The organism is Euzebyales bacterium (assembly GCA_036374135.1).
Classification (GTDB): Bacteria; Actinomycetota; Nitriliruptoria; order Euzebyales; family JAHELV01; genus JAHELV01.
Map to the genome: position 1 here is coordinate 1 of DASUUK010000026.1, position 12,081 is coordinate 12,081.

The following is a 12,081-nucleotide window of genomic DNA, read 5'->3' on the forward strand; positions in this document are numbered from 1 at the left end:
ATGGCCAGCGCAGGCTTGGCCCACAACGGCCATCGTGTCAGCCGGCCGGGTGAGGAACGACCGCGGGTCATCCGCATGCGCGCTCCTTGTCGACGCCGATCCGAGTGTGCGTCCGATCTGGTGCGCTGCCTAGTGCCGATCTGGCGATCTGCGCGGCGGTGTCGTCGCGCACGTCGACCGGCCCACTGTCGATCAGGTCTCGGTGACCCGACCGTGGGGTAGGAGGACGCACATGGGTGCCTGGGTGACGAACGCCGAGCAGCGGCTCGGACGGGACGAGATCGCGCAACTGCTGGCGCAGCACGGCAGGCCACGGTGGTGGTCGAACGGTCCCGGCGACACCTACGCCCCGCATGTGCATGCGTACCACAAGGTCCTGTACTGCGTGACCGGGACGATCATCTTCCACGTCGACGGCGAGGACCACATGCTGTCGTCCGGCGACCGCCTCGACGTGGAGGCCGACACCGAGCACGCCGCCACGGTCGGACCGGAAGGTGTCCAGTGCGGCGAGGTCGCCGTCGAGGAGTGAGCGGCATGCGGGGGCGGATGCGGCGTGTGTGGGGCACATCCGAGCGGGTCGGGACGAGGCGACACGTGGGCGGTTGATCGAGCGCATCTCGGAGGGGGTACGCGACGTCGCCGATCTGGACCACCTCGGTGTGTGGATGTATCTGCGTGAGCTCGCCCCGGAGAACATATGGAGTTCGGCCACGTCCTGCCGCCCGACGGCCAGGAGCGAGCGTGGCGCGAGGCGCTGCCGGACGCCGATCGCAGGTGGATGGACGATCTGGCGGCGTGAGCCGCCGTCGGCGTGGGGCGGCGTGCCCGCCGCTCGCTGCGCGGGTGACGTCGCGCGGCGTCGCGAGCTGCGCGTGCGATGCGTGGTCGGGGTGCCGCGTTTCGGTCGGCGTGATCGCGACGACGCTGACAGTGGTGCCCGGGGCAGACCGGGACCGGAGTTCGCCGGGAGGTCAGGCGATGAGTGAGGTCGTCTACACGTCCAAGGTCGTGGTGACGCGCGAGCGGGGACCGATCCGCAGCGCCACCGTGCCAGGTCGCGATGATCCGATCACCTTCGGCGTCCACGGCGCAGTCGCTGAGCACTACGGGGTGTCGCCGGATGACTTCCCACCCGACGTCACGACGATCGACTACCTGGTCGCGGCCGCGGGCGGGTGACTGACCGGGACGTTCGGGGGCGCGCTCGAGGCGCGCGGCATCCCGGCCGGAGACGGTCGTCTCCGCGGACACACCACCGGCGAGATCGAGACCGAAGGACGCACGCTCGTGCTCAAGCGGGTGCACGTGCGCTACGAGCTACAGGTCGACGATGCTGCGGACCGTGCGAAGACCGACCGCGCGCACGCCGTCCATGCTGATCACTGTCCCGTGGCACGGTCGATCCGGGACGCGATCGACATCACCACGGAGCTGGAGCTGACGGCGGCGTGAGCGCGCACGTCCTGCGTGGGACGGACGGGTGTCGACCCCGGTCGATCGCGTGGGGGCCGGCGCCCGGCCCGGGAGCTCGACCGGCGGGGCGCATGGACGTGATCCTCGACCGCGTCCCGTGTGGGGCGATCTTCGTGCGGACGCGTTGATGGGTCGCCCCACAGGAGCGTGACGTCCGCTGTGGGGCGATCTTCGTGCGCATGCGTTGATGGGTCGCCCCGCAGGAGTGTGACGTCCGCTGTGGGGCGATCTTCGTGCGGATGCGTTGATAGGTCGCCCCACTAGAGGCTCGGTGGCGCGTCGCGGACCGGTCGGGCGTCATCCGGCGCTGTCGAGCGTCGCGCGATCGATGCCCGCAGACGCGCAGGCGTCGTCGGCGTCGATCGCCCCGCAGTCGACCGCGCGACGCAGCGACGCCAGCAACGCCCGCACGGTCGCGGGTTCGTCGACGACGCCCGTCGATGGGCCGGCCGCGTCGTCCTCCGGGGCGTCCGCTCCGCCCGCGCCGGTATCGCCGCCCGTCCCGGCACTGCCGTCGTCGGTCTTGGCAGCACTCCCGCCGCCGGTCTCGGCAGCGCCACCGGTTCCGACACCGCCGTGACCGCCCCGGCCCTGGGTGGCGGACCATGTGGCGAGCCGCGCCGTCGTGTCGTCCAGATGCGCCAGGTGGAAGGCGTGCACCGCAACGAAGCGGCTGACCAGGTGTGACGGGTGCATGTCCCAGCCCTGGTAGAAGCCGTGGGTCAGGCTGTGGCGCACCAGCGCGGCGTGGTGCGCCCACACGGCGCGCACGGTCTCGGTGGAGTCGTCGACGGGCGTGCGGTTGGTCGAGCCGTCGGCGAGGCGGATGCCGGTGCCGGCCAGCGTGACCTGCATCACGTGCCGCGCGAAGTCGCACGCGGGATGGTCCAGCCGCTGCTGATCGCCGGGGAGCCCGCAGGCCGCCGTGTAGTCGAACACGCCGAAGTGGGCGCCGACCAGGCGGCCCGCGGCCGCGTCGACCAACGCCGGCAGCGGGGCGCGACCGGCGTGGCCGAGCACCGACTCGGTCGTCTCGATCTGGATCTCGAACACCAGGCTCCGCTCCGGCAGGCCCAGTGCGTGTTCGAGGCGGTCCAGCAACGCCGCGAACGCCTCGACGTGCGCGACCGCGACGATCTTCGGGAACGTGATGACGAACCCGTCGGGCAGCGCCCCGTCGGTCGCGTCGAGCAGCGTCGTGACGAACCCGTCCAGCGTGCGCAGCGCCCGACGGTGTCGTCCGTCGGCGAACGACTTGACGCGCAGGCCGACGAATGCGGGCGGGCCCGGGCCTGCGATCACCAGCGCGGCCCGCCGCGCGTCGGCGTCCTCGACGTCGTCGCCACGTTCGCCGTAGCCGTCCTCGAAGTCGATCCGCAGGTCCTCGACCGGCTCGGTCGCCAGCTTGGCAGCGACGCGATCGCGTACCTCGGGCGCCATGGCGCGGTCGATGCCGAAGACCTCCGCGATGTCGTCGGGCGACGCCAGATGGCGGTCCAGAAGACCGGCGGCTTCGACACCCCAGGCCGCCAAGGTGCCCGCGTCGAACCGGTCGGCCGGTACGTACGCGGTGTGGACCGGCTGGCGTCCGTGCCACGCCCCGCGCCGCCGTCGCGCCTCGTACGCGTCGGCCGCGGCCTCGATGACGGCCACGACGTCCTCGGTCGCGCCGGCGTCGAGCGTGGTTCGCAGTGTCATGCGTCACCGCCCCCGCGACCGGCCGCCCGGACAGCCACGCGCGTCAGCTCCCGCGGTACGTGCTGTAGCCGTACGGGCTGAGCAGCAGCGGCACGTGGTGGTGCTCGCCGGCGTCGACGATCTCGAACTGCACCTGGACCAGCGGATAGAAGGCGTCGGCACCACGCGCGCCGAACCAGGCGCCCGTGTCGAACGTCATCCGGTACACCCCTGCCCGGTCGACCGCGTCATCCCCGACCAGATCGGGCGCACGGCCATCGGCGTTCGTCGTCGTGGCGCCGACGCGCTGCCAGCCGCCTTCCGGGGTCGCGGCCTCCAGCACGATCGGCATGCCCTCGGCTGGCACGCCCCGGGACGTGTCGAGCACATGGGTGGAGACACTCACGTGCTCACCACCGGGGCGGTCCGCCCGGGTCCACCGTCGCCGAACCGGTCGTGGGTGATCGCCACGGCCCGCGACCCCCGGGTGCGGCCATCACGTGGGTCCGCCGGCACCGGCGCGGGGCGCATCGGTCGGTGACCGGCGCAGGGCGATGCGCCGTGATGGTCATTGCGCGTCGCGGTGCGATGGTCAGCCATCATCGGTCCTCCCGTCCGGACGCATCATTGCATCGAGGCGGCGCCGGATGATCCGCCGCTGCTGCTCCGCGGCCACCTCCCGTTCGTCGTGGGGTTCGTTGTCGAGCCGGGTGTGCAACTCGTCGAGCATCGCGGACGCCGACCGGCCCGCCGCGTCGATGAGGAACACATGGCCGAAGCGCTGCTCGTATCGGCGGTTGCCCTCCGCCAGCGCGTCGAGCACCTCGGGATCGGCGCCGGCCGTGCCGGACTGCTCACGTCGGGTGTGCTCCGGCCCCGAGCGGTCGCCGATGCGTGGGTGCGCGGCGAACGCCTCGCGCCAGTCCTCCGGCTCGAGTCCCCACCACATCTCGTCCGCCGTCGCGACCAGATCGTCGAAGCGGCCGAACGGTCGGCGGGCCACCATCCCGTCGACCCAGCGCGACGACCCGCAGCAGTGCGCCAGCAGAGCGCGCGCCCGCGCGTCGGTCGCCGCGTCGAGCCAGCGCACGCCCGACCGCCGCCAGCCGTCGTCCGTGACGCGCCCGAACACCCGCAGCCGCGCGACGCCGCCGTCCGGCATGATGCGCAGTCGCACATGGGTGGCGGTCCGCGGCTGGTCGACATCGAACCGGTGGCGCGCGTGGGGGCCGAGCGGCGTGGCGGCGATGACCTCGTCCCACATGTCGTCGGTGATCGTCAGTTGCCCGCCGTGGGCCTGGCTGCGCCCGGACACGTCGATCGCGCAGGACCTGGGGTGGTTGCCCAGGAAGTGGGTGGTGTCGATCTCGATGCGCTCGACCGCGGTCGAGCTCGCCAGCCGCACGACCACCCAATCGTGGCCGTCATAGCGCCGCCGGCGGGTCTCCCACCCGTCGCCCATGTCCCGGGCGTCGCCGGGCTGCAGCAGGTTCGCCGCCGGTGAGAAGAACTCCTCGCTCGCCTCGTCGATCGCGCCGCCGTTGACCGCAGCCGCAACGTCCAGTCGCCCGCCGGCGTCCGCGATCGCGCGCAGGTCCTGCACCACCTCGCCCAGCAGGCGCAGTCGCGCGACGCCGCCGTCCGGCGCGATGCGCAGCCGCACGTGGGTGACGCGGGGTCCGGTGCCGACGGCGAACACGTTGCAGTGGTCAGCTTCGAGCTCCGACCAGGCGAGCAGTCGCATCCACTCGACGCCCCGGGCGTCGTCCAACAGCGGCGAGGACGACACGTATCCGTCGAGCGCGCAGCGTTGCGGGGCGTTGCCCTTGAAGTGGGTGGTGTCGACAACGATCTCGCGGACGACGCCAGGGGCACCCAGGCGCACGATGGCCCAGTCGTCGCCGGTGGGGGAGTGGCGCCGCGTCTCCCAGCCGTCCATGAGCTTGCCGCGGGTCGTGTAGCGGTGTGGGTCGAACGCGGCGGGGTGCGCGTCGAGGAGGTGCTCCTTGGCCGCGAACCACTCGTCGCTGGCCGACAGCACCATGCCGCCCAGCCGGCGGTCAGCCAGATCGACCAGCGTCATCGTTCCTCCCTGTGCAGCAGGCGTCCCGTCGGTGGGCCGATCACGGCGCCGTCGTCGTAGATCTTCCGTCCCCGCAGCCATGTCGAACGCACGCGACCACGCAGTTCGAGACCGTCGTACGGCGTGAGCGGGTGGCGGTGCTCCAACGCCGCAGCATCCACGACCCACGTCTCGTCGGGATCCCACACCACCAGGTCGGCGTCGTTGCCAGGCCCGAGCGCGCCCTTGCGGCGCAGGCCGACCAGGCGGGCGGGCGCCGAGCTCATCCACTCGATCACGTCGATCGGCACGTGGCCACGGTCGACGGCCCCGGTCCACACCGACGACAGCCCGAGCTGCAGCGACGAGATGCCACCCCAGGCGTGGACGAAGTCGCCGCTGCCGCGTCGCTTCAGCTCCGGTGGACATGGTGAGTGGTCGCTGGCCACGACGGCGATCGTGCCGTCGGCCAGCGCGGTCCACAGGCGCTCGCGGTTGGCGGCGGTGCGGATCGGCGGGGCGCACTTGTGCGACGTGGCGCCCACCGGGATCGTCTCGTCGGCGAAGGTCAGGTAGTGCGGGCAGGTCTCGGCGGTGATGCGCGCCCCACCCCGCGCGGCGTGTCGCAGCGGGGTCACCGCCTCAGCCGACGAGAGGTGCAGCACATGGGCCCGTGCGCCCGTGGTCGCCGCCAGACGGCCGATGCGGGCGACGGCGCGCACCTCGGCCTCGTCGGGGCGTGACGCCAGCCACGTCGCGTGGGCACGCGGGTCGCCGGCGTCGAGCGCTCCGGCGGCGGACGCGATGACGTCGGCGTCCTCCGCGTGGACCAGCGTCAATGCGTCGAGGTCGGCGAGGCGGCGCATCGCCGCCTCGAGTTGCGTCTCGTCGACGTGGCCGAACTCGTCGACACCCGAGTCGGCCAGGAACGCCTTGAACCCGAAGACACCCGCTGCGTGCAGATCCGCGAGGTCGTCGACGTTGTCCGGGACGATGCCGCCCCAGAAGCCAACGTCGACGTGGCACCGTCCCACTGCGGCCGCGCGCTTGGCCGCCAGGGCCGCATCGGTGACCGTCGGCGGGATGCAGTTCAGCGGCATGTCGAGCAACGTCGTCACGCCACCCGCAGCCGCGGCGCGCGTCGCGGTGGCGAACCCCTCCCAGTCGGTGCGGCCCGGCTCGTTGACGTGCACGTGGATGTCAACCAGCCCCGGCGAGACGACCGCATCGCCGACGTCGAGGACGGTTCCAGTGGCCGGGGACGACGCCGGCGTGACGTCCGCGATGACCTCGCCGCGGACGTGGACGTCCGCGGGGCCCACGCCGTCCGGTGTCACGACACGCGTGGAGCGCAGCGTCAGCGCGGTCGCAGCCATCGGCAGAACCCTGACGGGTCGCGGGCCACACCGCAAGCCGTCGGCCAACGCCGGACATCGGCGCCACGGTGCCGCGAGGCAGTCGCCAGCCCCTGTGGGTCATCTAGCGCACGTTGGCCGCCGATGAATCGCGTTCGCGTGCTGCGGCGTTGGATCTGCCCGACGAGGTAGACACTGATCGGGCGCACATGTGGTCCGTCGTCGGCGATCTGTTGACCGACGACACGTCACCGGAGGTCGGCGGGCCCCACCATGTGCCTGTCGAGCTCGCCGACCGAATGCCAACCTTGATCGACGAGCCAGCAGCATGGATGCGCCGAGCCGCGCGCGGCGGGCTGATCCGTCTCCAGGACCGCCTCAGGTATCCTTACCGGACATCACAAGTAAGGAGTTTGGTGTGGATGCCGCCGCGAGGATGTCGTCCAAGGGACAGGTGACCGTCCCCAAGGCCGTGCGGGATGCGCTCGGGATCAAAGCCGGTGACGAGGTTGTGTTCCGCGTCGAGGGCAACCGGGCGGTACTGGCGCGTACCCCGGCGTTCCTGGAGCTCGCCGGCACCGTGGCGGTGCCGGCGGCGAAGCGGAACACGGCGTGGGACGACGTGCTGCGCAGGACGCGGGCTGCGCGGGCCGCGACACGCCGGTGACCGCGTTCGTCGACACCAACATCCTGGTACGTCACCTGACCGGTGACCCCGAGCCACTCGCAGCTCGGGCGACCGCGTTCCTTGCGGCGGCGACTGAGCTGCTGCTGACCGACCTGATCGCTGCCGAGACCGTCGACGTGCTCGGGTCGTTCTACGAAACGCCACGGGTGCAGGTCGCCGAGGCGATGCGCTCGCTGATCGCCTTTGACGCGATCGTGTGCGTCGACCCGGCGTTGCTGTTGCGAGCCATCGAGGTCTACGAGGTCGACCGCATCGACTTCGCCGAGGCCTACCTCGTCGCCTGCGCCGAGTGCACCGACGTGTCGACGATCGCCTCGTTCGACCGGTCGCTCGACCGGGTCGTGACCGTCACGCGCCTCGAGCCTCAACCACTGCGGCCTGGCTGAGCGGAAACGCGACGTACCGACATAGGTCGGAAGGATCATCCCGGACCTTCTGGAACTGGACCCAAGGGAACGTGGACGACGTGCGCACGTGTACCTGTGGTGGCTCGTGGACGACCCGCGGCTGTCCGGGGATGCCCGCTCGGCGACTGCCGATGGCTCGGTGATGGCATTCGTCAGCGCGGCGAGCTTGTGGGAGGCCGAGATCAAGACCACGTCGGACGCCGCGAGCTCGACGTCGAAGCCGTCGCCACCACATCACAACGACCCGTTCGACCGCATGCTCATCGCGCAGGCGATGGTGGACAACCTGTGCCTCGTGACCGCCGACCAGATCATGGGCCGGTACGAGGTCGCCGGGCCGTCGACGTGAGTGAGCGCGGGGATCCGCGTCTGTCGGCGCGACCGGCACTGCTCCTACACTGCGTGCCATGTTGCGTCCTGGAAGCTGGATCAGGCCAGCGGGTGGGAGTCCCGTCTGGGTAGGTACCGGAGCGCCCAGTAGCAGGCCCCGGTCCCGAGGAGAGATCCGAGGGGCTGAGCGGGGTGTCAAGAGCCTCTTTGGAGGGAGCAAGCGCGCGGGCCGCAGCGTGAAGCGAATCCTGCAGCCTCGACACAGGAACAATGGGGGAGCCGAGCCGCTCCTGTCACGGCGAAGGCCATGTCTGGTGGTGCCCTGGTCCGGGGTCAGCCTGCCAGGTCCCTCCGGGGTAGGGGCAGTGGCACGCGCGCACGGTCTGGTTCGGAACAGGAGAGATCCGTCTGTCCACGCCGACGTCCGGCGAGAGACCGTCCGGATAAGCCGATGGTGAACCCGGGTGGAGGGCAGCGGAAGTCCGACGGGGTTGTAGTGTGCGCCGGGCGGCGCGTGTTGCTAGCTGGTGGAAGTCCAGTCGGACCGTTCCAAGCGGGGTCCGTAGCCAAAGGCGGGGGTAACGCCTCGCCGGGCGCGGCGGGTCGCGGGGGTCCGGGCGGGAGGGTGACCGGGTGACGGGTCATGGTGGCAAGTGCTGTGCGTCGCGGGGGAAACGCCGCGGCGTGTACGCCATCCGCCTACCGCGCGTTGCTGGTCATGGTCGTGTTCGGGTGACAGCTTTCGTGGCTGGTCGTGCAGGACAGGGCGCCCACCGTGAGGTGGGGTCTGAAGGGTTTGCGGCGAAACGCCGGGCCGTAGCCGAGATGGCGAACCGGTCGGCCAGATCCAGGCGGAAGCGAGCCCGCATTACGGGGGCGAAGCAAGTACTTGGAACGCCTGGACGCAACAAGGTGTGTGCGGGCGGCACGGCGTGAAAGCAGCACGCGTTACCCCGGGAGGTCTCGTACGGTCCCGCCCGACGGGGCGGGTAGGTGGGCGTATAAGCCGCGAGGGTGAAGTCGCCGCCGATGTCGTGCGAGAAGTCGGAGTGACCCGCGGTACTGGTGAACCGGAGAACAACAGAAACTCCGGGACCGCCCCGGTCGAGGGGCGGCGGACGGTGACCCAAACGGCACCGAGTCCGGGGAAGGGGTCACGCCGGACATGGCGGACCGCGCCGCGGCGCGGGCGGGTAGGCGACGGTGGACTGATGGTTGCTGCGGCAATGACCGAGGCGTCGTCGCTGAGGCCGACAGCGCGCTGCGGCGCGGCAAGGCCACCCGTGTCGCGGTGCAGGGATGCCAGGTAGGCAGGATCAGCATGGGAGCACGCAAGGCGCACTCGCTGACCGGCCGGGTCTATGACCCGCGCAATCTGGCGCGGGCGTGGCAGCAGGTGAAGAAGAACAAGGGCGCGGGCGGCGTCGATGGTGTGACCATCACCCGGTTCGAACAGGACCGGGATCACTATCTCGACGTGTTGCACCGCCGGCTCAAGTCCGGCCGCTATCGGCCGCGGCCCGTCAAGCGGGTCGAGATCGACAAGCCGGGGTCGACCAAGAAGCGTCCGTTGGGCATTCCGACCGTCATGGATCGGGTGTGCCAGCAGGCGCTGGTGCAGGTCCTGGGGCCGATCTTCGAGCCGACCTTCGCGGATACCAGTTTCGGGTTCCGCAAGGGTCGCTCGACGCATCAGGCCATGCGACGGATCTGGGGTCAGCTGCAGCGCGGCGGTTGCTGGATCGTGGACGCCGACATCGCTGACTTCTTCTCCACGTTGGACCACGAGATCCTGCTCGACAGGGTCGCGGGCCGGGTGGCCGACGGCAAGGTGTTGAGTCTGCTGCGGCAGATGCTCACGGCCGGCGTGCTGCGGGACGGCATCTACGAACGCACGGTCGCTGGCACGCCTCAGGGTGGGGTGGCTTCGCCGCTGCTGAGCAACATCTATCTGCACGTCTTTGACGAGCGGATGGCTCAGCAGGGGTTCGCCCTGACCCGGTACGCCGATGACTGGGTGATCGTGTGTCGTTCCCGTGAGGAAGCGGAGCGGGCGTTGGCGAGCGCCCGCGCGGTGCTCGAGGACGACCTCGGGTTGCAGCTACATCCAGACAAGACCCGTATCTGTCACATCACCGCCGGGTTCGAGTTTCTGGGCTACAAGATCGGCCGCGGGAAAGGGCTGCGGTACAAGTCCGGAGGTCCGGGCCTGTACGCGGTTCCCTCCGACCGGTCGATCCGACGGTTCAAAGACAAGGTGCGGACGGCGACCAACCGCCGCAACCCCAAGGACCTGCGTGGGATGCTGGCCGAGCTCAACCCGATCATCCGTGGGTGGGGGATGTACTACCGGCGTGCGCATGTGCGGCGGCTGTTTCATCGTCTTGACGGGTGGATCGTGCGGCGGGTCCGCAGCTTCGTGACCAAACGGTGGCGCAACACCGCCTGGCGGTGGCTACCCGAATCGAAGCTCTATGGAGAGCTGGGGCTCGTGCACCTCCTGCGACTGATTCCGTCCATGCAGGACTACTACCGCCAGAAGGGCTACGTCCGGTGAGAGCGGCTTGCGGGAAAACCGCACGGGCCGTTCGGAAGGGCGGGCGGAGGAAGCGGCCGTGAGGTCCGCGACCTCCCCCGACCCGACACCGCCACGAGCCGGGGGACAACACAACCCGCGGTCAGGGAAGGACCCCGACTTTGGTCACGCACGCCGAGCGGGTACGCGCAAGGGCATGGCCGGGACCGCTCGGTCCCATCACCTCGGCAGGCAATCTGGGCCTGTCGTAGATCATCGTCGGCGTGAGCTGGCGGGTTCGAACGTGCAACGACTGCAACGTGTGCTATGGGCTGCGGCCAAGCAGTCTACGGAGCGGCGGTTCCACGCCCTGTATGACCGGATCTTCCGGCGTGACGTGCTGGAGGAGGCGTGGAAGCGGGTCCGGACCAATCGCGGCGCGGCCGGCGTGGATCGACGGACGCTGGCCGATGTCGAGGCGTATGGCGTGGACCGCATGCTGCGAGAGTTGCGCCGCGATCTCGAGACAGGGTCGTATCGTCCCGCGCCGGTCCGGCGTGTGGACATCGACAAACCGCACGGTGGTGTGCGGTCGCTGGGGATCCCCACGGTCCGCGATCGGGTGGTGCAGGCGGCGACCAAGATCGTGTGTGAGCCGATCTTTGAGGCCGACTTCGTGTCGTGCTCGTATGGGTACCGGCCGAAGCGGTCCGCCACTGACGCGTTGGAGGCCGTGCGTACGGCGTTCCCGCGCGGGCACCAGTTCGTCGCGGAGTTCGACATCGCCGACTTCTTCGGCTCGATCGACCACGCCGTGGTCATGGGGCTGGTCGCGCGGCGGGTGTCGGATCGGCGGGTCCTCAAGCTGATCCGCACGATGCTGCAGGCCGGGGTGATGGTCGACGGGGCGTACCGGCAGACGGTCGCTGGGACGCCGCAAGGTGGGGTGTGCTCGCCGTTGTTGGCCAACATCGTGTTGCACGAGCTTGACCGTGTCTGGGACCACGACCGTGACGGCATCCTCATCCGGTATGCCGATGATGGGGTCGTCATGTGCCGTGACCGGGCGCAGGCCGAGCAGGCACTCGCCAGGGTTGAACAGATCCTGAGCGGGTTGGGCTTGCAGTGCATCCGGACAAGACGAAGGTCGTTGGCCTGCGGGAAGGCCGGGAGGGCGTTGACTTCCTCGGCTGCCACTTCCACGCCCGTGTGTCGGGTCGGCTGCTGGAACGCGGTATCCGCCGCTATTACCTGCACCGCTGGCCCTCACGACGGTCGATGAAGCGGGCGCGTACCAGGATCAAAGCGCTGACCGGCGCCGACCGTTGTCACCAGGACATCCGGGAGATCATCACGCTGATCAACCGGGTGCTGCGTGGCTGGGGCAACTACTTTCGCACCGGCAACGCCGCCGACAAGTTCACGCAGCTCGACCGCTACGTCGTGTGGCGGCTCAAGCGTCTGCTGATCAGGCGATATGGCCGCAACCTGCACGCCGGGCGGGCCGATGCGTGGACGCGCGAGTGGTTCGAAGCCCACGGCCTGTTCCGCCTGCGTGGCACCGTGAAGTA

The 12,081-nt window shown here is 70.3% G+C and carries 13 protein-coding genes; 9 read left to right on the forward strand and 4 right to left on the reverse strand.

The genetic code is table 11. The features are described from left to right. Nucleotides 1-232: 232 nt before the first annotated feature. The 3 genes from VFZ70_03995 (at nucleotide 233) to VFZ70_04005 (ending at nucleotide 1,455) form a co-directional block, all read left to right on the forward strand. Nucleotides 233-532, forward strand: coding sequence for a cupin domain-containing protein (locus tag VFZ70_03995; protein ID HEX6254953.1), 300 nt, complete (start codon nucleotides 233-235; stop codon nucleotides 530-532). Between the two features lie 449 nt (nucleotides 533-981). Next, nucleotides 982-1,182, forward strand: coding sequence for a hypothetical protein (locus tag VFZ70_04000; GenBank protein HEX6254954.1), 201 nt, complete (start codon nucleotides 982-984; stop codon nucleotides 1,180-1,182). Next, on the forward strand, nucleotides 1,183-1,455 hold the full coding sequence (locus tag VFZ70_04005; protein HEX6254955.1) for an OsmC family protein: 273 nt from the start codon (nucleotides 1,183-1,185) through the stop codon (nucleotides 1,453-1,455). 318 nt (nucleotides 1,456-1,773) lie between these two features. Here VFZ70_04005 and VFZ70_04010 read toward each other — a convergent pair whose 3' ends face one another. From VFZ70_04010 to allB, 4 genes are all read right to left on the reverse strand, one after another. Beyond that, on the reverse strand, nucleotides 1,774-3,174 hold the full coding sequence (locus VFZ70_04010) for a hypothetical protein (protein HEX6254956.1): 1,401 nt from the start codon (nucleotides 3,172-3,174) through the stop codon (nucleotides 1,774-1,776). A gap of 43 nt (nucleotides 3,175-3,217) precedes the next feature. Continuing rightward, complete coding sequence (uraH, locus tag VFZ70_04015; GenBank protein HEX6254957.1) at nucleotides 3,218-3,559, reverse strand: hydroxyisourate hydrolase; 342 nt, start codon at nucleotides 3,557-3,559, stop codon at nucleotides 3,218-3,220. Between the two features lie 186 nt (nucleotides 3,560-3,745). Then, nucleotides 3,746-5,236 carry an allantoicase gene (alc, locus tag VFZ70_04020; protein ID HEX6254958.1) on the reverse strand — a complete coding sequence of 497 codons (1,491 nt, stop codon included), beginning with the start codon at nucleotides 5,234-5,236 and terminating at the stop codon, nucleotides 3,746-3,748. Then, nucleotides 5,233-6,591: an allantoinase AllB gene (gene allB, locus VFZ70_04025; GenBank protein HEX6254959.1), complete on the reverse strand. Its 1,359-nt coding sequence runs from the start codon at nucleotides 6,589-6,591 to the stop codon at nucleotides 5,233-5,235. The genes alc and allB overlap by 4 nt, the downstream gene beginning before the upstream one ends. Nucleotides 6,592-6,988: 397 nt before the next feature. Here allB and VFZ70_04030 point away from each other — a divergent pair, with 397 nt between their 5' ends. The 6 genes from VFZ70_04030 to VFZ70_04055 form a co-directional block, all read left to right on the forward strand. Then, on the forward strand, nucleotides 6,989-7,237 hold the full coding sequence (locus VFZ70_04030) for an AbrB/MazE/SpoVT family DNA-binding domain-containing protein (protein ID HEX6254960.1): 249 nt from the start codon (nucleotides 6,989-6,991) through the stop codon (nucleotides 7,235-7,237). Next, complete coding sequence (locus tag VFZ70_04035) at nucleotides 7,234-7,644, forward strand: PIN domain-containing protein (protein HEX6254961.1); 411 nt, start codon at nucleotides 7,234-7,236, stop codon at nucleotides 7,642-7,644. Before VFZ70_04030 ends, VFZ70_04035 begins: the two co-directional genes overlap by 4 nt. Nucleotides 7,645-7,807: 163 nt before the next feature. Continuing rightward, entirely contained in the window at nucleotides 7,808-8,014 is a 207-nt protein-coding gene (locus VFZ70_04040) for a hypothetical protein (GenBank protein HEX6254962.1), read from the forward strand. 1,146 nt (nucleotides 8,015-9,160) lie between these two features. Beyond that, complete coding sequence (ltrA, locus tag VFZ70_04045) at nucleotides 9,161-10,552, forward strand: group II intron reverse transcriptase/maturase (GenBank protein ID HEX6254963.1); 1,392 nt, start codon at nucleotides 9,161-9,163, stop codon at nucleotides 10,550-10,552. 280 nt (nucleotides 10,553-10,832) lie between these two features. Further along, nucleotides 10,833-11,792, forward strand: a complete 960-nt coding sequence (gene ltrA / locus VFZ70_04050) for a group II intron reverse transcriptase/maturase (protein HEX6254964.1) — start codon at nucleotides 10,833-10,835, stop codon at nucleotides 11,790-11,792. Then, the coding region (locus tag VFZ70_04055) for a group II intron maturase-specific domain-containing protein (protein ID HEX6254965.1) at nucleotides 11,789-12,081 on the forward strand (293 nt) is incomplete at its 3' end. The genes ltrA (VFZ70_04050) and VFZ70_04055, both read left to right, overlap by 4 nt.